The sequence below is a fragment of the Leptolyngbya sp. FACHB-671 genome, assembly GCF_014695745.1.
Lineage (GTDB): Bacteria > Cyanobacteriota > Cyanobacteriia > Elainellales > Elainellaceae > JAAUTN01.
Genome location: NZ_JACJOV010000036.1, coordinates 24,590 through 45,197, shown reverse-complemented (window position 1 = coordinate 45,197; position 20,608 = coordinate 24,590). Strand labels below are relative to the sequence as shown.

Genomic DNA, 20,608 nt, shown 5'->3' with positions numbered 1-20,608 from the left:
GTTTAGGAATCAAAACTGTACCTCGTACTTCTGAAATCCTTGATTAGTACAGGTTTGGACTAGTTTAGGACTAAGTACTACTCAAAAATTGGTAGTACATCGCCTACTTCTGAGGATTTTAGGAGGCTGAACCCCTGATTCTGTCGTTGAGTAGTTGCGCCCCGCAGCAGCAAGTCAAATGCTTAATAGAACCATCTTCTGTACTGCTTACAAGACCAGCATTTCCATCTTTCGTGGCACATATCCTGATTACACCCCATTTGCATAATTCAGGCTTCAGCTTGGGTGGTTCTCTAAAGTGGATTATCGCTTGATTAGTGGCAACAAGAGCGAATCTAAACTCTCTCCCTACCCCTATCCGACACAACCCATCTACCCCTCTTCCTCCTTCAGCTCTGGGTGCAGTTGTTCTGCCCGAACGGTTAGACCAGCCGATAGAACTTGAGATTTACAGTCGTTGCTGGTACATAAAGCGGCTGAGCGGTTGACCTGTCGCCAGTCTTCTAGCTCTGCATAAGTTTTGGCGATCGCACTCAAAGTCCAAGCTTTGTCGTATGGCTCATCAATTTGCTCAGCGCTGGTGAGGGACTGCTCTAGCAGAGATTTTGCGGTGGCTGGCTCATTAAGCTGGCTGTATGCCTCAGCGATCACCCTCAAAGAATCAGCTTTGTAGTTTGGAAAATCAATTTGCTCAGCGCTGGTGAGGGCTTGCTCTAGCAGAGATTTTGCGGTGGCTGGCTCATTAAGCTGGCTGTATGCCTCAGCGATCGCACTCAAAGAATCAGCTTTTTCGTATGGCTCATCAATTTGCTCAGCGCTGGTTAGAACTTGCTCTAGCAGAGATTTTGCGGCTCCTGGCTCATCGAGCTGGCTGGCTGCCTTAGCGATCGCACTCAAAGCAAGGGCTTTGAAGGATGGCTCATCAGCTTGCTCAGCGCTAGTTAGAACTTGCTCTAGCAGAGATTTTGCGGCTCCTGGCTCATTGAGCTGGCTGGCTGCCTTGGCAATCGCACTCAAGGCAAAAGCTTTGTCGTATGGCTCATCAACTTGCTCAGCGCTGGTGAGGGCTTGCTCTAACAGAGATTTTACGGCGGCTGGCTCATTGAGCTGACTGGCTGCCTCAAAGATCGCACTCAAAGCAGGAACCTTGGAGGATGGAAAATCAATTTGCTCAGCGCTGGTTAAGGCTTGCTCTAGCAGAGATTTTGCGGTGGCTGGTTCATTGAGATGGCTGTATGCCTCAGCGATCGCACTCAAAGTCTCAGCTTTGGAGGATGGCTCATCAATTTGCTCAGCGCTGGTTAGAACTTGCTCTAACAGAGATTCTGCGGCTCCTGGCTCATCGAGCTGGCTGGCTGCCTCAGCGATCGCACTCAAAGCATTGATGTTGGAGGATGAATTAACATCCATTTGCGCAACGCTGGTGAGGGCTTGCTCTAGCAAAGATTTTGCGGTGGCTGGCTCATTAAGCTGGCTGTATACTTCAGCGGTCACACTCAATGCAACAGCTTTAAAGGATGGAGCAACAATTTGCGCAACGTTGGTGAGGGCTTGCTCTAGCAGAGACTTTGCGGCAGCTAGCTCATTAAGCTGGCTATATACTTCAGCGATCACACTCAATGCAACAGCTTTGGGGTATGGATCGTTGATGGAATTAATGACCTGGAACGCTTGTTGATTACCGACTTTTGCTAGCACAACGGCTGCCTGTCGGCGAGAACCATCGGACATCTTTTGCTTCAAGCCAATCAGTTGCGATTGCATTTGCCAGCGCTGCCCCGGTGGACTTAACCAGAGCAGGAAGCCTGACAAAAGCAGCATCAATGTGGCGAAAGCTGCCCATCCCCATCGCTGGAGTCGCCGCCAACTTTGTTTGAGCAGTTTCTCTTTGTCTCTGCGATTGGTGCCCCAGACGAGATAGGCTTTTTGCTGGCGCAGCAGCCACAGCTCACGCCAGGAGAGCAAATAGCGGCGGCTGCGTCCGTTGCCGAGCCATTCATTAACGCGGCGATCGAGCAGGTGATTGGCTCGTTCTGCGTCTTTCAGCTCCTGCCCTACCAATCGCACCACAGCGGGAATAATCCGCTCGTGTGCCAGCTCATAGCCTGTCGCATCCTGTCGCTCGATCGCCGTGATCAGTCGTACTTCACTAGAAGCAAGCCAATCAATCGCCTGTCTTAGCTCATTGGATCTGACAACTCCTTTGAGTTTGTCTTCTAGCTCTGCCAGCGTCAGCACACCCGCTCTCAGATTTTGCTCTCGATTAATTAGTGCCAGCAGCACCTGAATCGCGGCTTGATAGAGATTATTTAGCTTTAAGACCTCTAGCGTTTCTGCGAGATAACGATTGAGCAAACCTTCTAATCCGCCCATCTGCCGATAGGCTGCCTCTGTGAAAGCGCGTCGGGTTGAGGGCTGCTTGCGTACTGTTTCTGCCAAGATTTGCAGATCAACCGGTGAGATTTTGCCTTCTGATGAGGTGAGGTCTTCCTTCACTAGCCGGGTGACAAAGCTGCGATCAAACTCCCAGCCTTCGGTTTCGCCAATCACCCGCAGCACTTCGACGGCTGCCTCTGGCTCAAACTTTTCCAGCTTAAACACGTCATAGCGGCTCAGCACATAACCCATCGTCCGCTGAAGCTCATACAGCTCGTGCAGTAAATCGGCTCGAATGCCGACCAAAATCTTGAGCGGCGCGGGTGGTTTTGCCTCATACCAGGCGGTTAAGGCATCAATAAACGGTTGGCGATCGGCTTTCTGCCGCTGATGTACAAAAAACTGCTCAAACTGGTCAAAAAACAGCACAACGGGCTTTTTGAGCACTTGCGGAGCCGCGATCAGCAGCCTCGACAAAGGCACCGATTCAGTTTTGGCTCGATTGAGTCGCGGTTCGGCATCCAGCACGGCATTGACCAACGCCTCTTTAACCATCTCGATTGGATTGCGATCGCTGAACTTGATATAGATGCCGTGACACGTTGACTCTGTTTGATTCAGCTTTGGCAAGATGCCCGCCTGCAAAAACGAAGTCTTGCCACAGCCCGACTCACCCATCAGCACACCAAAGCGAAATTCTTGACGCTGAAGCGACTCCAGGCAGGCTACAACCGCATCAGACCGTTGCAGCTTCTCAAACATATCGGCATCTTCAGCCGTGAATGATCGCAGTCCTTTGATGACCTTCCGCTCACTGCCCTCCTGCACCTCCAGCTTGGCGGCACGGGGCATCGTTTTGACTGCAACGGCGATCGCAGTGAGAAAGATGCCTGCCAGCACCATCCAAAAGACATCTGCATACCAAGGCGGCAGATCCAAAGCAAAAAACCGCTGGAAAAAGCCGATGATAATGCCCCCTTCCCGCTTGAAGCCAAAGAATAGAGCAACGTCAAGCAACAGCAGCAGCGTAAACCAGTTGCGCTTTTGGATCAGCTCGGCAACCCACCGCACAAACTCGGCAGACTTCTCAGTAGTTGATTGAACGATATCTGTCGAGACGGCAGTAGACAAAGCAGGGGACTGGTCTTCACTCATGGTTAGGGGAGGTGCTCGGCTTTACGTCGCTAAGGGTTGATTCAACCTTATCGCTCAAATTTCCACAGCCTGAACTGCTTGCATGTAAATTAAGGTTTATGCAACTCCACCCCCAGCATTCGCTTTGTTTGGCAAAGCATCGCTAACGTATCGAGTGACATTACCAATGTGAGTCGATGTAATGGCAATGTCAGCCAATGCAGAAGGACGCGATCGCGTTACAACATCAATGAATGCGATCGCTTTGCTGCTGTTACAACTGTTTGTGAGCAGAGCTTATAGCGATCATGTGGCGGCGTATGACAGCTTCGCCAGCTTGAACCCTATAACTGTTGCTAAGCATAGTGATGAAATGGTCTGATTCTAGGAATCGGTCGCTAGTTGCCACAATAAATCAACTCCATTGCCTACCCCCAACGCCTCTGGATTGGACTCCAGCCATCGCACCACAACTGGAAGAATTTCCACTGTCCTCATTTTTAGCTTGGCAATAGCCCCTGCTGCGCTCCCTCGGACATTTCTATCTTCATCTTTAAGCAAGGAGAGGAGGGCTGCTATGACCTCATCTGACACCTTTCCTAGCTCGCCAATAGCATTTGCTGTGCTCCATCGGACATTGCTATCTTCATCTTTAAGCAAGGAGAGGAGGGCTGCTATGACCTCATCTGACACCTTTCCTAGCTTGCCAATAATCAATAATGCTTTCCCTCGGACATTTCTATCTTCATCTTTAAGCAAGGAGAGGAGGGCTGCTATGACCTCATCTGACGCTTTGCCTAGGTTACTAATAGCATTTGCTGCGCTCCATCGGACATTGCTATCTTCATCTTTAAGCAAGGAGAGGAGGGCTGCTATGACCTCATCTGACGCTTTGCCTAGCTTGCCAATAGCATCTGCTGCGCTCCATCGGACATTGCTATCTTCATCTTTAAGCAAGGAGAGGAGGGCTGCTATGACCTCATCTGACGCTTTGCCTAGCTTGCCAATAGTATCTGCTGCGCTCCCTTGGACATTTCTATCTTCATCTTTAAGCAAGGAGAGGAGGGCTGCTATGACCTCATCTGACGCTTTGCCTAGGTTACTAATAGCATTTGCTGCGCTCCATCGGACAATTCTATCTTCATCTTTAAGCAAGGAGAGGAGGGCTGCTATGACTTCATCTGACGCTTTGCCTAGGTTACTAATAGCATCTACTGCGCTCCATCGGACATTGCTATCTTCATCTTTAAGCAAGGAGAGGAGGGCTGCTATGACCTCATCTGACGCTTTGCCTAGGTTGCCAATAGCATCTGCTGCGCTCCATCGGACATTGCTATCTTCATCTTTAAGCAAGGAGAGGAGGGCTGCTATGACCTCATCTGACGCTTTGCCTAGGTTGCCAATAGCACCTACTGCGCTCCCTTGGACAATTCTATCTTCATCTTTAAGCAAGGAGAGGAGGGCTGCTATGACCTCATCTGACGCTTTGCCTAGGTTGCCAATAGCATCTGCTGCGCTCCCTCGGACATTTCTATCTTCATCTTTGAGTAAATCTAACAACGAAGTGATCGCCTCATCCTCATCTCCCAAAGCAGCCCGATATTCTTGCAGCCGCACAGCATCAATTTTATCTGCGGGAGCGTTCAACAATTTTTGCAGGGCAGGTTGCTCAAATTTTGTTTCATGAAGGTTGCTCAGGGTTTGGAAAACCTGATTTTTGATTTGAGTAGAAATGAGGGATAAGTCACTGGTCTCTAGTGCCACTAACTCATCCAAGATTCTTTCTGATAGATCTTCGTCTACAGAAATGTTTTCCATTAGGCACGCTCCCGCAAAAAATAAGTTGCGGTGTAGCCATTTACCGTAGGGATCTGAGGACTCTAAGATAGCTTTCAGGCACTTACCAGGATTACTCCTTTTTTGTTGGGCAATTAGTAACAGCAGTACCTCGCGCCAGTGAGGATCATGCAGATGGGTTTGGATACGCTCTAAGACAATTTCAAAACCTTCTTCTTGAAGATCACGAATCTCCTGGGCTGTCAGGTACTCCTGAAAGGTTTTGTGGACAAAGGAATAGCAATCTTGCCCCTGCTCATTCAATAAGCCGGTGCGCTCTCGAATATGGCGCAAAAATCGTTCGGCTTCAGACTTAGCCTCATTGCGCTCCAGTTTTTTCTGCTCCCGAATGTATTGGCTCAACTGATTGATCAATTCATCTCGATCAATCAGAGTCCCTCCCTCATTGTCGCCTGTGCCGCCCTGTGTATGAATCCAATAGGCTAAACGTTCCATCAAGCGGCGCAGATCATCTAGTCCCAAGTATTGCAACGCTTTGTGGGCAGTAATCTCCCGATTTTGATCCCAACTAGTTAGCAAAGTGTTTACAGCTTTGTCGTAGAGCCGATATCGATCTCTGGGAAGTTCTGCCTGGTAGCGGTGAATCAGAGCAATGATGGTTAAGAGAAGCGGGTTTCGAGCCAGGGTTTTGATGCGCTCGTTGTTTTCAAGGGCTTTCTTCAAGCTGCTTCTGCGACGCTCTGATTCAGCTCTATCGGGCGTGCGGTTGTCATACCAATTAGTGATAAACCGTTCAATCCTCTCGTTGTCGAATGGTTGCAATTGATAGTGGAAATATTCAGACGTGCGGAAAAAATCGCGCCGATATCCCGCTGGTCTGGAGGTAACGATCGCTCGATTCTGGCTGTACTGACCCAAAAAGTTTTCTATTTTTCGGACAATTTCCTGGCGCTTGCCCTCCTCAGCAACCTCATCTAGTCCATCAAGTAAGATGAGTGCCCGTCCGCTCTCGACCCAGGCTTCAAAAAATCCTCCTGGTAAAGGGATACAGGACATCGTTTTTTCAGCAAACTGTTTGGCATAGTCGAGGATACTCATCTTTGGATACAGTGCCAGTTCTCGAATGCGAATCAGAATTGGTAGCCAATCGGTATCCGCAGCAAGTCCTAACGGCTCCAATTTCCTCTCTGCCAGCATGACCGCAAAGTAGCTCATGAGAGTTGTTTTTCCCGATCCCGGTGTACCTAATAGCACCAGCTTCTTAGCATTACTCTGGCTCAATAGCTGAGATGCTAAAACCTTAGCTCCCGACCACTGCTGTCCTGCCTGCTGCGCCTGCTGCCGTTGCTCTTGAAGTAGAGCTTGCTGGCGATGGTTGCCATTCTCAAACACTCTCGTGTCTAACTCAAGCTGAGCCCTAGCTATTTCTGATAATGCTTGCGATTTATCTGTATCAACTGTATTAACCTCTCTATATCTTGTCTCAGCGATCGCATCCGGCATCACAAAGATCTTTTGCAGTTCCTTGGCTTCTTCAATCGCTGTTCCTTCTATTTCAATCCCAGCAAACTTCACATCGTCATACCAGTTTGCCAGTTGTTCACAATAGTCTTCTTTTGCAATTTGAAACTGGATAGCACTGGTTTTACTGAAGTAAGCATCGCTAAAAGCTTCTAGCCAGGGCTTTAATGCTTTGACATTTAGTTGTAACCCACAGTCGCTCTCTACCTGCTTGAAGCCAGCTATCAAAAATTCCAGCCTGGGCTTTCCCTCATTGCGAAAAGGGCGTTGCAATTCTGTTTGAATGGTTGAGTCACAGAAAACTGCTTGCTTAAATTGCCGAACCTGGAGATCGTCGCAATAGTAGAACAGCGAAAAATCCTCCAAACTGCGCGATACTCCTGCTTTCATAGCAGATTTAATCCCACAGGCGATCGCCTGTTGCAGGTCATTCTTCTCCAATCGGCTTCTAACTTGATTGCCTGTCTGGTCAAACAGCACATCAGCCACTTTTGTTACAGCCCATTCTCCCAAAATGCCTGCGATCGCCCCTACCATTACCTGATGCCTTTTTGAACCATTACTCTGCACGCATTCTGGCACAAGAAATCAGACGCGTCATTGATAGTCCCCAACTGTATGGAGGACTTGAGCAGCCAAGATATGTGTAAAACAGTGTCACCTTTTTTGGAGGGATTGTCGATCGATCTGTTTTTGTTTTGCCATCGCCCTCTACTATCAAACCTACACTTCTTGATGCAGGATCTCAGGGCACGGTTCCTCAAGCCACCTCAAACCCCACATCAGCCTGCTTTAACTTCTCATCCACCACCGCCTGGTCTACTCCCAAATAAGCCTGGAGCTGCGACAGCGACTTGTGCCCACTCACTCGTTTTAGTTCATGCAATCCCCAACCTCGCTCATGTAGGTGAGTCAGCCGAGATCGCCTGAAGCTATGCAAGCTCACCCCTTCAAAGCCCAACAAATCAGCCGCTAACTTAACGTGCTTCTCCACTGCCCTAGTGGTGATGTGCCCAGTCTTGGAACCAGACGAAAAGAGATAACCTGCTGCTGGCTTGATTCGCTTCAGCACCTTTTGCAGTGGCTCCGACATGATCACCTTGCGGGTTTCATTAGTCTTCGTGTTGGGAACTGGAAAAACGACATATCCATTTCTCAGATGCTCAACCCGCAGGTTTACCACCTCACCAATCCTGCCAGCGGTCAAATAGCAGATTTGGGAGATCGCCCGGTAAGGGTCACCCAGTTCACCAAATAAATCTTGTAGTTCATCCGGTTCCAAAATTGCAGCGCTGCCGGATCGATTCGTCTTCCCATCACGCGGCATAACTCATCTCAGAAAAGTCTCCTCCCCATCTTATTCGTATTCCGGATGGATTACGAACGCACTCACTGCGTTTCACCCGGGCTTTGCTGGAATTAGCTAGAGAATAACCCCTTATTGCTCAAAATGCCTTCTTATTGAGAATGCAAAATCTTCAACGTTTGTGCAGTGAGACTGGTTAGACTTAGGCTAAGAGTTTCTAAAGATGACAATGGGCAAAGAACCTAACCCAAATGTCTCGACGAGGGTGCTGTTAGAGCGGAAGACAAAGATTGAGGCGATCGCCACTAAGACCGGACGCAACTTATCCCAAGTACTGCACGAGGCGATCGCCCTCTACCTAGGTGAAAAAGACGCTTCGACGGTCGGGGCAATGCTTTAGGACATCCTGAAGCGGATTGAGGCAGTAGAACAGCAACAGTCAGCGGTTAAGCTGCTGCTATCAAGGTAGGAGTAGGGATTTGGGTAATACCCTTGAGACTCGTACAGAGCAGACTTTTGCATCCTTTACCGAGGAACACTTAGCCAAGTACTTACTTGATTGAGTGTTCACTTAATCAAGTAAGTCAGTACTTACTTGATTACTTAAATCATGCATTACTTGATTACTTGAGTAAGTAAAAAGCCCTGCTGCGATTGGCAGGGCATAGAATTCACTTATTCACTTATTCACTTGCTTACTTATGATAATTGCACTAGCTAGCCTTAAGGGTGGAGCTGGGAAGACTACGCTAGCAGTTCATCTCGCCCATGCGATCGCCCTGTCAAAGAAGCGAGTCTTGCTGGCGGATGCTGATCCTCAATCCAGTGCTTCAGATTGGGCAGCAGCTCGAAGTGATAAGCCTCCGTTTCCAGTTGTAGGCATTGCCCGTAACACCCTACATAGGGACTTACCAGAGTTACTAGAGAACTATGACCACTGCGTCATTGACACCCCGCCGCGTGTTTCCGCCTTGGCACGCTCTGCTATCCTTGCCTCAGACCTGGTACTTATTCCGTGCCAGCCTAGCAGCTACGATATCTGGGCTGCTGCGGAAACAGTGCAACTGGTTGAGGAGGCAAGAGGGTTTAAGCCAGATCTGAAGGCTGCTTTCCTCATTAACCGCAGAATTGTTAACTCTGCCATTGGGCGCGAAGTTGAAGAGGCTCTAAAAGATTATCCTTTCCCTATGCTCAAGACAGCGATCGCCCAAAGGGTAGCTTTTGCTGAAGCCAGCAGCGGCTACACAGTGCTGGAAACCGAGCCGAATGGAACAGCAGCCAAGGAAATCAAACAGCTTGCTAAAGAAGTCTTAAAGCTGATGGGGGTAAAAACGTGGTGAAGCGTCCCAGGATTGCCAAAAAACCAACAACGCCCCCACCTGAAGCTGATACATGGGTTGAAAAAGGCGGGCTAGACCCAGAGATAGAACCGGAGCCAGAAACAGAAACAGCGCCGGAGCCGGAGCCAAAACCAGCGCTACTGGCTGAAAAGACGGAGAAAGGCGATCGCATTGAACTTGCACAAAAGCAGAAGACTAAGGGTAAATCCGCTGGTGGTGCCTTCCCGCATCGAATCAGCTTCGACGTTGATACCTTACAGTACAAACGGCTGAAACGTGCGGCTTTTGAGGAAGATAGACCGATGAATGAAATTATTCGGGAAGCCGTGGAAGAATGGCTTAATAAGCGTAACTACTGATGTACTTGATTAAGTAAGCAAGTGTTTACTGAAGTACTTATTTACTTAATCAAGTGTTTACTGAAAAGTGATGCAGTACTAAGGGTGACGAGAGCGAAGCTGTCATGAAATGCGATTAGGCTGAAACCATTATAGGTAGAGGTATTGAGAGTAGTTTAAAGGCACTAAAAATTTCTGTTGTATCCATCATTTGCCTCTACTGGCTAACAAATTTACGTTGTTTCAGGCTTGGGATTCGGACTAATTGCATCTGGTGACAGTTTCGCTTCAATCACGCTACGATCGCACGCCCAAAGAATAGAGGCAACTTCATAGCCTACCTTCAGTGCATTTGATTTTTCATACTTTTGAAATCAAACTGTAAGAGGGCAAAAGGGCAAGAGGGTAAAGGGCTATAGAGTCCTCGGAGCACTACATACAACTCGAAAACCGATATCGCTGTCGCGGCTGTCGGGCGTATTGAGGTTGCGACAGGCAGAACGGCAAGGCCTCGGAGAGACGAACCAGGAGCCGCCGCGTAGTACACGGCTCGCGTGCTCATCTTCACTTAGCCAAGCACTTCCATCAATTGGTGCGCCTTCATAACTACCGTGCCAGTGGTCTTGACACCATTCATATACATTCCCGTGCATGTCACACAGCCCAAAGGTATTGGCAATTCCAAAGTGGTCTACAGGGGTAGTTTCGTCTCGAAGCTCACCTGTGGATCCTTCATCGTAAGTAGATCTGCCGTCGTAGTTTGCTAGATCAGTGGTCAAGGTCTTGCCAAAGTAAAACGGGGTAGTGGTTCCGGCACGACAGGCATATTCCCACTCGGCTTCGCTGGGTAGGCGATAGGGTCTTCCCGTGTAGCTTGATAAGCGGGCACAAAACTCTACTGCGTCGTACCAAGACACCTGCTCAATTGGGCGATTATCCCCCTTGAAGCTAGAAGGATCTAGGCTCAGTTCTTGCTTGACCTGTGGCAGTTCTGCTACAAAGCGCCATTGAGCCTGAGTCACTGGATAGCGTCCCATAAAAAAGGCGGAAACCGTTACCTCATGCTGAGGTCCTTCATCTCCTGCTCGTTCCAGTTCGTCATCTGGGGAACCCATTGTAAATCTGCCACCTGGCACCAAGATCATGTCTAGCCCTACATCATCTCCCAACTTCTCAACGAAGTAGCGGGCTTGCTTGCGCTCTCGATGAATCACGAGTTCTGTCATGTAGAGCAACACTAGGGTGATAGTGATTTGGGAACCAGGTAACTCTTCAGCGAACTTACCAAGCTACCTGGCTCGGTTTGGATTTTTGGATGCTTCATCGTACCAATGAGAGCATCACTGGAGCAGGTCTGGACTCTTCTCAACACTCCCGGCAGATCTTCCACCTGCTCAGTTCTGGCACAGAAGAGTACTCGGAGCACTACAAACAACTCGAAAACCGATGTTGTTGTTCGTGTTGTCGGGCGGGTTGTAGTTGCGATAGGCAGAACGGCAATTCCTCGGATAGTCGATCCAGGAGCCGCCGCGTTTGCCGACCTAACCCCAATTGTAAGATACAGCTAAAGTGCCTACTCAACTTCTAAAATAAAGGGAATCTTTACGGAGAGCGGTTTTGAGGGTGGTTTGAAGACCCAGCGATCGAAAATCTGTCGGCGCAGTCGATAAGTGTCTCCATGTAACAGGTGAGCCTCCCAACTTTGCAAGCACTGTACCAGTTTTGGGAGGGAGATTGTTCCTGTGGCGTAATCTTGCTGAAGCTGTTTGAGGCGATCGCGCACTCGCCTCAAGTTGTCGTTTCGCACTCGAATGCGGTCAGGCAATACCCGAAACCCCACAAAGTTAGCACCCTGTCGAGTTTCAAAGAGCTGGCTTTTGACAGGATGCAACTTTAAGCGCAGGGTGGTTAAGTAGTCGGCGATCGCCAGCCATGCTTCTTCTAAAAAAGCGCGATCGTCTGAAAACAAAGCGAAATCATCTACATAGCGCAAATACTTCTGAGCTTTGAGCTGCTCTTTCACGAAATGGTCAAAGCCATTCAGGTAAACATTGGCAAAAAACTGGCTGGTGAGATTGCCGATGGGCAGTCCTTTTCGCCGTAGAGGAGCCAGCAGCTCATCACCTGGAAAATATTCAACGTCACCTCCTTGAGGATTGCTGCCATCAATGATGCGCTCGATGAGCCAGAGCGTTTCAGGACATTTGATTTTACGGCGCAGCAGCGTTTTTAGAATGGCATGATCGATGTTGGGAAAATATTTACGGATGTCACATTGCAGGATGTACTGACTCGATCGAGCAAAGTGAATGAAGCGTTTAAGCGCACGATGAGTGCCATAGCCGAGTCGATTGGCATAGGTATCGGCAATAAAGGTGCGATCGATCAATGGCACGATGACATTGCATAATGCGTGATGAATTACTCTGTCGCAGTATGGTGCCGCAGAAATCAGACGAGGCTTGGGGTCTTGAATCATGAAGGTGCGATAGCCTCCAGGCGTATAGATTCTATCCACCAGTTCGGTTTGGAGGCGCAGCAGCTCTTGCTCCAGGTTGTAGTTAAATGCTAGAACGTTGGGTCTGTATCGCTTGCCCTGCTGTGCCTGACGTGCTGCTAACAACAAATTGCCAAAATCAGTTATCTGCGACCACAGGTTGCCATAGCGTTTCATGCAGGTTGCTGCTGCTGCTGCTGTTTAATCCATCCTCCCAAATCACCTCCAATTGAGTTGATTTGCTGACCCACGTAGGCGTAGCGTTTAGTGGAAAGAAGCTGAAAATCGAGCAGCAAGCGAGTCTGATGCCGCAAAATATCGATCCGGGTATTCAGAGCTCTCAGTTGAGGCAGTTTTTCTTTTGCGTAACGCGCCTGAATCAACCCCTCTAGCAAATCATAAAGACCAGCAATAATTCTGTCGCCCAACATGAATTTGTGGTCGCGTGGCAACTGGTTCAAAATTGGCACGTACCACTTAATCAGGTCGTAGGTCTTCTGAATAATGGGCAAATCGCTCACAGCACTTTCAAAATGTTTATCTCGAACATATCTTTTCAGCTTGCTGCTGACGAACTCTCAATTTTTAGAAAGTTTTCAGAAACTTAGGTGGCGCAAAGGGCAAAAGGGTAAGAGGGCAAAGGGTTAAGTCCTCGGAGCACTACAAACAACTCGAAAACCGATAAGGTCAGCCGTGTAGACGGGCGGGAAGTAGTAGCGAAAGGCAGAACGGCAAGTCGACGGAATGCGGAACCAGGAGCCGCCGCGTAGTACTCGCTCTGCATTCTCATCCTCACTTAGCCAAGCACTTCCATCAATTGGTGCGCCTTCATAATTGCTATGCCAATGGTCTTGACACCATTCCCAGACATTTCCATGCATGTCGCATAATCCAAAGGCATTCGCAATCCCGAAATAGTCTACAGGGGTGGTTTCTTCGCGATACTCTCCTTTGGGTCCTCGTCCATAAGAACCTGACCAATTGAGTTCTTTGTTATCCGTTCCCCGGTAATTCGCCAAGTCAGTTGTGATCGTCTCGCCAAAGTGAAAGGGGGTACTATCCCCACTACCTGCAGCATCTCCTGGTTGGGATAGACCAGACAGAAAGACAGGTGATGCTCGACAAGCATATTCCCACTCTGCTTCTGTAGGAAGGCGGTAGGGACGACTTGTATAGGTAGAGAGGCGCGCACAAAACTCCACCGCGTCATACCAGGACACTTGCTCAACCGGGCGCTTGTCGCCTTTGAAACGCGAAGGAGCTGGCTTTAGTTCTCGATTGACTTGCGGCAATTCTGCAACAAACCGCCACTGGGCTTGAGTAACAGGATATTTACTCATGAAAAATGCGGCTACACGGACTCCATGCTGCGGTCCTTCTGAGGGGGAGCGATCAAGTTCACCTTCTGGCGACTCATCAAAGTTGCCGGGATGGCTATCAAACAGACCAGGGGAGCGATCGAATTCACCTTCTGGCGACCCCATCAGAAATGCTCCTGCTGGAATCTGCATCATTTCGATACTAATGTCGTCGGTTAGCCGTTCTAGAAAAAACTGAACCGTTTGCTTTTGTCGTTGAAGCGTAAGCTTAGGCTGTTGATTCTGAGGAGCCGTCATAGTTTTGAATCGAGTCTGACTTCAAAATGAAAACTTTTGCTTAAAGCCCGCAAAGGGCAAAAGGGTAAGAGGGTAAAGGGTTAAGTCCTCGGAGCACTACAAACAACTCGAAAACCGATATCGATATACGTGCTGACGGGCGGGGCGTAGAAGCGACAGGCAGAACGGCAAGTCCACGGAGCGAGGATCCAGGAGCCGCCGCGTACTATACGATTTGCACTCTCATCTTCACCTAACCAAGCACTGCCATCGGTTGGTGCACCCTTATAGTTGTCATGCCATTGGTCTTCACACCACTCCAACACATTTCCATGCATGTCGAACAATCCAAAGGCATTGGCAATCCCGAAATAGTCTATAGGGGTAGTTTCTTCGCGATACCTTCCTCGGGGTCCGCCGTTGTAAATGTACTTGCCGTTATAGTTTGCCAGATCGGTCGTGACAGTTTCGCCAAAGTGAAAGGGAGTTGTGGTTCCAGCACGACAAGCATATTCCCATTCAGCTTCTGTGGGTAAGCGGTAGAGTCTGCTTGTGTAGACAGAGAGGCGCGCACAAAACTCTACTGCATCATGCCAAGACACCTGCTCAACTGGGCGTTTGTCGCCTCTAAACCTGGAAGGATCTGCTTTCAGTTCTTGATTAATTTGCGGTAACCCTGCCACAAACCGCCATTGGGCTTGGGTGATGGGATACTTACTCATGAAAAAGGTGGCTACATTGACCTCGTGCTGAGGGCTTTCTGAGGAATCTCGTCCTGGCTCATTTTCTGAGAAACCCATCAAAAATGATCCTGATGGAATGACAACCATTTCTAGCTGAAGATTACCGCTGAATCTCTCAACGATCGACTGGACGGTCTGTGCCCGTTGCTGGAGATTACTACCTAGTGTCTCAACCCATTGGTAGGTCTGTCGTCGCTGCTTGCGAATAATCCACTCACTGCGCTGCTCATCGCGTCTAAACAAATTCTGCAAGAAGCCTGATCGTTGCTGTTCCGTATTCCGCTCAAGAGTTGCCACCTCAAACTCAAACAGCTGCAAGTCTTCCGGTTCATTCTCAAAAACAATGGTGACAACTTCAACCTCTTGAGTCTGCAAAGTAGGGAAGATTAATGGATCGACTAATTGAGCAGTGGTAAATTCGAGGATTGACAGGTTGGGAAAGGGATAATCTGATGCTGTGAATTCTGAAGGCTGCAATTGATTGGCGATCGCTTCAAATTTACCTCCTAAGCCGCGTAATATCTTAGCTGTAACAGTTGCAAATGCATCGAGAAATGCTGTCTCTGGGGATAGGGGTTTTCCTCTCGTAGGGGTTCGCAATAATGCCTTAAACTCCGAAACTGATCTACCAAGCCCTTGAGCTACATATTTAGAGACCTCTTCCAATACCGTCAAGGCATCAATCACAAGTGTCCCTGCCCGTAGGCGATCGCGCACCTCCTCATCAACCAGTTGATAGGCAATCCGCTCTGCGTTTTCAAAACCTGGAACTTGTGAGCCACTGACCTTCAGCAATCCGCTCATCAACACTTCAGCCATATGCACTGCACCGGCGTTAGGGAGTAGGGACTGTTTGACCAATCGCATAATTGGCAACGTGATGACTGGAGCAGAAGCTAATAACCCTGCCAACTGGCGTGCAGTGGGTGAAGACGTTAGTAGAAACGAATCAATCCGCTCTTTTAGAGATGAAGGGGATTGAGATGATAGCTTTGACGCACTAAATGTCACTGGTGGAGCATCCCAAACAATCCCTAAAACACGAGCATGGCGATCGCCAGCTACAACTTTTGCCCAGCTTGAGATTGCCTCTTGCTCAACAGTCACAATTGGTAGCCGGACATTGCTGGAATTGAGTCCGGCTGCAAGCCGCTGTCGATCCCAATAAGAACGAGCAAACGGTTTTAAGTTATCACTGGGTAAACCGGGCTGTTTACCTTGAAATTCTACTGTTACTGAACGTGCCAGCGCTGTCCGAGACCACAGCCGTTCTGGAAAAACCTGGAAGACAACGGTCGGCAACTTAGCTGACCAAGCCGCAATCAACGCTTGCATCTTGCCGTTGTGCCATGCTGGTGCAACACAATCACTGACAATTACTACCAGGCGACGGCGATCGCCTGTCAGTAACTCACTCGGTTTATGAACCGTTCCATTCCGAGATGTTAGGGTGAGTGCGCTCGCAGCGGTCGATTGCAGAAACCAGACCCGCAGGTCACGAAACTCTCCGTAGCGAGAAAGCAATCGCTGTATGTCCACACCCAGCCGCTGCCATAAACACATGGATGGACTGGTATCAAACACCAGTGCTACATCCAACCATAATTCAGACTCAGGCTTGAGTATTGGCTGCCATATTCCTGTTTCGGCAATGCGATCGACAGTCGCCTCCTCATCCAAAATCGTTGGCAGCCCCACTGCAATTTGACGAGCCAGAGGACGCAATGCCCTCGCTAATTTGAGTGCCTGAGAGATGGCAGGTGCATCGGGGACTGGAATCGGCTTGTAGTTAGGCGGAAGTGCCAGCGTAGCTGTCTTTTCGACAGGTGCGGGAATGATTTCCGCCTGCGGTTCGAGAGGGGGTGGAGGTGGAGGGGTGGAAGGGGGTAGCGGTTCTGCCTCTTCAATCAGGATATCGATGTCTTCTGAGACAGGTTCAGCAGGAATATCCAAGGTTATCGTATCGCCATCTGTCTGAGCCGCCAGCCAAATCGCTTCAGCAATCTCTTCACTCGTCAACCCGAGCTTGCTGAGAGTCGAAACTAATCGTTGCAGCGGTAGACTGAGAGACGATTCGATGGCTAATCCTCCTCACTTAATCCCTTGAGTAGCAATGACTGAAGGCTGTCTCGCTCATCGCGATCGGGCTTCACTTCACGGGTTAGCAAGTAAATCACGTTTAACAGTTGATCGGTCGCAACATCTGAGGTTTCGGCTTCACCCTTTTTGACAAAACTGTTTACCAAATCTGTTACCTCATGCTGGAGCCTTGCCCAGCGGTCTTCATCCTTTCCTCTTTTCAGGTGTGCCTCGACAATCCGCTCAAGCGCAGCTTGATTTTGACTGGGGTCGGGCATCTTCAACCGCAAACAACGACGCAAAAAGGCAGGTGGAAAGTCTCGTTCCCCATTGCTGGTCATGATCACAAAGGGAAATTCACGGCAGGAAACCCGTCCGCCTTTAATCGTAGCGAACACATCCAGATCAGCAGTCCGCACGTTCACTGACTCGTATTCATCTTTAGCGCGTACTAATTCTGGAATTTCGTAGCTTCCTTCCTCAAATAGATTGAGTAAATCATTAGGTAAATTGATATCGCACTTATCGATTTCATCAATCAGTAACACCCGTGGCAAGTGCGATGGTAGGAATGCGGTTCCCACTGAACCCAAGCGAATATAGTCGCCCATTGGTCTTTCTCTCTTCAATTGGGCATCTTGCAACCGAGCGACGGCATCGTAACGATAGAGCGTGTCCTGTAGGGTCGATCGAGCATTAATGGGCCAGGTAAGGACAACACCTAGTTCTAGTTCATGAGCAACCGCATAGGCGAGTGAGGTTTTGCCTGAGCCTGGTTTGCCGGTCACCAGTAACGGACGACGCAGGTGTAGGGCAGCATTGACAGCGTTCAGTACGTCCGTGTAGGTCTCTTCTAGACGAAAACTCTTCCCCCGTTCCCTACCCCGGATGTCATGTTTCGCAAGTTCTTGGATTTGTTCCCAACGGCGATCGCTTTCCGCGCTTTCCGCCTCAAACTCCTCATCAGTCATAAAAATACGCCAACCTGGAGCCTCTGGCATTTTTGTTAATGCGCTCGATCTGCCATTACCAAGGAATAGTTTCCATATAGGGGCTGTCATTAAAGAACTCCAATCAATTCAAGTTCCAGGCCAAGAGAAAAACTGTTCTTCTTTAGGACGGGGGACTTCTGGCACATAGTTAGGATCTTCATAAAAGACTCCAACACAATAATTGCAGGTTCTTTGTTGCTCTTCTCGAATCAGGGGAATTCGATCGAGAAACTCAAACCGCGTGCTATCAATGAGCCGATTAAAAGTCGCTTCGATCGTCTCTCGTTGAGACTGCCCTTCGCACAGCCACAGAGCTAACGGAATCCCTGACTGAATTAATCTCTGCCAATTCTCAAGAAATTGCGCCTCTGGTTTGAGCCATCCTCCATAGCACCGAAACCCTGAGTAAATTTCAAAGTTCTCCTGATGTGCAGTGTTAGAATTCAGCCAGCCCAAATTCTGAAGCACTGAGCCAATCCGGTCAGGAACTTTCTGTTGAAATCGTTGCCACCCACGTTTCAGTTGATTGTGCAGATCAGCGGCTCTCCCTGGTTTATCTGGGTCAAAGCGATCTGAACATCCTACGACAATGGAACGGCTTCGCAATAATTCCCCATCCTGTCCACACCATTTTGATAAGGGGTAACACAGCGTATCAATGGGAATAAAAAGCTCGATAGTTAATTTCCAGGGATAAATCGGGTCAGGAAAAAGCCCAGAAAGTTTGCTGACTGTAAAATCTACAAGCTGTTTGAGAAATTTCGGAAAGTCCTTCAACTCAATTGAGCAATCATCTTTCACCAGGGATTCCTGAAGAATCTCATGAGTCTCTGTATTCCGGTAGCAAAGCTTAGGCTGAACCCGCAACTTCTGCTCACTCGGCTTTTGCCAAAAAATGGCAATCACGAGATGAGCCGAACGAGGATCTTCCTTCAGTTCGTCCTCCTCTACTCGTGCTGGAACTACAGTGTTAGGGTACGAACCTTCAATAACTCGGTTTGATGGCTCGACAGACAACCAACCTCCCCAATTAGGTTCATACGCCGACAGTACAGCTAAATTGTCCCTGACAAAACTTTGTAGCGCAGGATTTCCAGGATTTTGACGAGAGGCTCCATTCACTAGATCGGTGAGTTTGCCCTGAGCTTTTGCCCACCGCACCACCTCTTGAACTGCAAACTGATACTTGGACTGCCCCTGAGTAATCGAGTCTAAACTTTCACCGAGTTCATCCTCGATCATCAATTCCAGATCAGATTGCTCAGGAAACGCAGATATTAAAGCCTCCCTCAATTCTCTCTGTAAAGTCCTCCATCGGTCAGCCGTTAGCGCCATCTGCTGCTCTCGTTATGCTTCATTGTCTCTTTCATTGCTTCAGCCACAGCTTGGCTAATTCCTGTAGCTTGGGATTCCCTGGATTCGATCGAACCGCTCCTTCTAGAAAGGATTGCACCTTACCCTGAGCTTCTGCCCATTTCACCAGATCCCGAACGGCAAATTCATAGTTGGGTTGTCCTTGCGTCACCAAATTAAAACTTTCGCCGAGTTCATCCTCAATCATCAATTCCAGGTCAGTCTGCCGGGGAAATGCAGAGATTAGAGCTGCCCTTAATTCTTTGCGTTGCTCCACCGTCAGCGAGAGAAGGGAAACTAGATTGGGACTCACCGATGGCTCAGGCAAACCTACAATTTCCTCAAGCCCCCGAATCAACCGATTCATGTCCTGATGAAAATCCGGGTCAGGACGGGCATGGGCAGCATTGCGGTAAGCCAATTCCTGCAAATCACTGGGCAAATCATTGGCACTGGGTAACTGCGCTCCTCCCACCAAGAGTGGGATAACTGGAATAGCTCTTTCCAGAGCGACTGCAATCTCAGTACGCACCCAATCTTGAGACTGATTGAGTCGTTGCTTTAAGACCTCTAACCAGGTTGGTCCGATCACGGCAATTAGCACCTGGCAACGACCTACTTCCTGCTTTAGGTGTGTCCGAAAGTTCACACCGAAGGGAATTGAATGCACATCCTTGAAAACGACCTCTCGCCCAAAATGTTCAGCAAGGCGATCGTAGATGCGTCCAGTTACATCATTACTATCACTGCGTCGGTAGGAGATGAAGATTGCGTTTAAGGGGGGCATGGTTAAGAGGTTAGTCCCGGTGAGATTAGAGAATCATTCCTCAACTGCTATTAAAACCCCTAGGCGAACTGTCTTGCTAAATCGGTAAGCTTCTCTTCACAACCACTGCCCCCCAAACTTTGCCGAAAATGGTCACTGGAATTTGCTGTTTGTTCTTGCTAAAACTTCCACTAGAAGGTTTTACCAGTGGAAGCGAAAGGTTTAACATTGCCGAGTTTACTCATTTTCGGCAATGATGTTAATTGCTAACGTTCCTGGTCAGCGGTGTTCGGTGTTTTTACTACACAGCGAGCGGTTTCGGGAAATCCGCTGCACCAGGGTTGTTATGCGGTGATCGCTGAAGCAGTGTAAGTGTTTGGGTGTGGAGTACTGCGTTTCCTTCAACAACCTATTCTACAACTCAGTAACCACACTAGCTTCCTACCCATGCTCGTCCTACTCCATGTGCGCCCCATACAGCAGCACAAATTTTGAGGTTGATACTACAAGTCTCTTGTAGGTTGTGTCCAGTGCAAGTATGCAACTCATTCGGACCAAGCCCGTAGATAACAGCATTGAGTGATTCATACATCACTCGCCATTCATCGCCTGTCAGATTGAGCGACGGCAATCCCGCTTCAGTCTGCAACCGGACTTTTGATTCCAAATTGCGTGCGGCTTCAACATAACCTCCAAGTATATTTTGGATTACGCGTGTAGAACCTCCGCCGAAAACCTCTACAAAGACAAATGAAAGAACCCATTGCTCTC

Annotated in this window: 16 protein-coding genes and 1 pseudogene; 4 read left to right on the top strand and 13 right to left on the bottom strand. The window is 48.8% G+C overall.

All coding sequences use genetic code 11. The features are described 5' to 3' along the window. Positions 1 to 372 precede the first annotated feature (372 nt). Complete coding sequence (locus H6F93_RS01690) at positions 373 to 3,531, bottom strand: tetratricopeptide repeat protein (protein WP_190678678.1); 3,159 nt, start codon at positions 3,529 to 3,531, stop codon at positions 373 to 375. Between the two features lie 181 nt (positions 3,532 to 3,712). Here H6F93_RS01690 and H6F93_RS01685 point away from each other — a divergent pair, with 181 nt between their 5' ends. Then, on the top strand, positions 3,713 to 3,892 hold the full coding sequence (locus tag H6F93_RS01685) for a hypothetical protein (protein WP_206755697.1): 180 nt from the start codon (positions 3,713 to 3,715) through the stop codon (positions 3,890 to 3,892). A gap of 2 nt (positions 3,893 to 3,894) precedes the next feature. Here the strand turns inward: H6F93_RS01685 and H6F93_RS01680 are convergent, their stop codons facing one another. Next, a complete protein-coding gene (locus tag H6F93_RS01680; RefSeq protein ID WP_199313419.1) occupies positions 3,895 to 7,410 on the bottom strand; it encodes a HEAT repeat domain-containing protein in 3,516 nt (1,171 codons plus the stop codon). 178 nt (positions 7,411 to 7,588) lie between these two features. Continuing rightward, positions 7,589 to 8,155 carry a tyrosine-type recombinase/integrase gene (locus H6F93_RS01675; RefSeq protein ID WP_190678673.1) on the bottom strand — a complete coding sequence of 189 codons (567 nt, stop codon included), beginning with the start codon at positions 8,153 to 8,155 and terminating at the stop codon, positions 7,589 to 7,591. 202 nt (positions 8,156 to 8,357) lie between these two features. Here H6F93_RS01675 and H6F93_RS01670 point away from each other — a divergent pair, with 202 nt between their 5' ends. From H6F93_RS01670 to H6F93_RS34970, 3 genes are all read left to right on the top strand, one after another. After that, the gene (locus H6F93_RS01670) at positions 8,358 to 8,534 is read left to right on the top strand and encodes a ribbon-helix-helix domain-containing protein (RefSeq protein ID WP_190678701.1); all 177 of its coding nucleotides are present in this window, start codon (positions 8,358 to 8,360) and stop codon (positions 8,532 to 8,534) included. A gap of 301 nt (positions 8,535 to 8,835) precedes the next feature. Then, positions 8,836 to 9,474 carry a ParA family partition ATPase gene (parA, locus tag H6F93_RS01665; protein ID WP_190678671.1) on the top strand — a complete coding sequence of 213 codons (639 nt, stop codon included), beginning with the start codon at positions 8,836 to 8,838 and terminating at the stop codon, positions 9,472 to 9,474. Next, on the top strand, positions 9,471 to 9,833 hold the full coding sequence (locus H6F93_RS34970; protein WP_199313418.1) for a ribbon-helix-helix domain-containing protein: 363 nt from the start codon (positions 9,471 to 9,473) through the stop codon (positions 9,831 to 9,833). The genes parA and H6F93_RS34970 overlap by 4 nt, the downstream gene beginning before the upstream one ends. A 392-nt stretch (positions 9,834 to 10,225) precedes the next feature. On the opposite strand, the gene H6F93_RS01655 is transcribed toward H6F93_RS34970, so the two are convergent. The 10 genes and pseudogenes from H6F93_RS01655 to H6F93_RS01610 form a co-directional block, all read right to left on the bottom strand. Beyond that, a complete protein-coding gene (locus tag H6F93_RS01655; protein ID WP_190678667.1) occupies positions 10,226 to 11,038 on the bottom strand; it encodes a formylglycine-generating enzyme family protein in 813 nt (270 codons plus the stop codon). A gap of 168 nt (positions 11,039 to 11,206) precedes the next feature. Further along, positions 11,207 to 11,332: pseudogene (locus tag H6F93_RS01650) on the bottom strand (formylglycine-generating enzyme family protein); the annotation flags it as partial. 53 nt (positions 11,333 to 11,385) lie between these two features. After that, positions 11,386 to 12,486, bottom strand: a complete 1,101-nt coding sequence (locus H6F93_RS01645) for an RNA-directed DNA polymerase (RefSeq protein ID WP_190678665.1) — start codon at positions 12,484 to 12,486, stop codon at positions 11,386 to 11,388. Continuing rightward, positions 12,483 to 12,830 (bottom strand): diversity-generating retroelement protein Avd, encoded by a 348-nt coding sequence (gene avd / locus H6F93_RS01640; RefSeq protein WP_190678661.1) that lies wholly within the window; start codon positions 12,828 to 12,830, stop codon positions 12,483 to 12,485. The genes H6F93_RS01645 and avd overlap by 4 nt, the downstream gene beginning before the upstream one ends. Before the next feature lie 123 nt (positions 12,831 to 12,953). Continuing rightward, positions 12,954 to 13,925, bottom strand: a complete 972-nt coding sequence (locus H6F93_RS01635; RefSeq protein WP_190678659.1) for a formylglycine-generating enzyme family protein — start codon at positions 13,923 to 13,925, stop codon at positions 12,954 to 12,956. An 80-nt stretch (positions 13,926 to 14,005) separates the two neighbouring features. Then, entirely contained in the window at positions 14,006 to 16,666 is a 2,661-nt protein-coding gene (locus H6F93_RS33745; protein ID WP_242043260.1) for a formylglycine-generating enzyme family protein, read from the bottom strand. A gap of 62 nt (positions 16,667 to 16,728) precedes the next feature. Next, a complete protein-coding gene (locus H6F93_RS01625) occupies positions 16,729 to 17,727 on the bottom strand; it encodes an AAA family ATPase (protein ID WP_242043259.1) in 999 nt (332 codons plus the stop codon). A 78-nt stretch (positions 17,728 to 17,805) separates the two neighbouring features. Next, entirely contained in the window at positions 17,806 to 19,053 is a 1,248-nt protein-coding gene (locus tag H6F93_RS01620) for an effector-associated domain EAD1-containing protein (protein WP_190678654.1), read from the bottom strand. 31 nt (positions 19,054 to 19,084) lie between these two features. After that, complete coding sequence (locus tag H6F93_RS01615) at positions 19,085 to 19,858, bottom strand: effector-associated domain EAD1-containing protein (RefSeq protein WP_190678652.1); 774 nt, start codon at positions 19,856 to 19,858, stop codon at positions 19,085 to 19,087. 412 nt (positions 19,859 to 20,270) lie between these two features. Then, positions 20,271 to 20,504, bottom strand: coding sequence for a hypothetical protein (locus tag H6F93_RS01610; protein ID WP_190678650.1), 234 nt, complete (start codon positions 20,502 to 20,504; stop codon positions 20,271 to 20,273). Positions 20,505 to 20,608 lie beyond the last annotated feature (104 nt).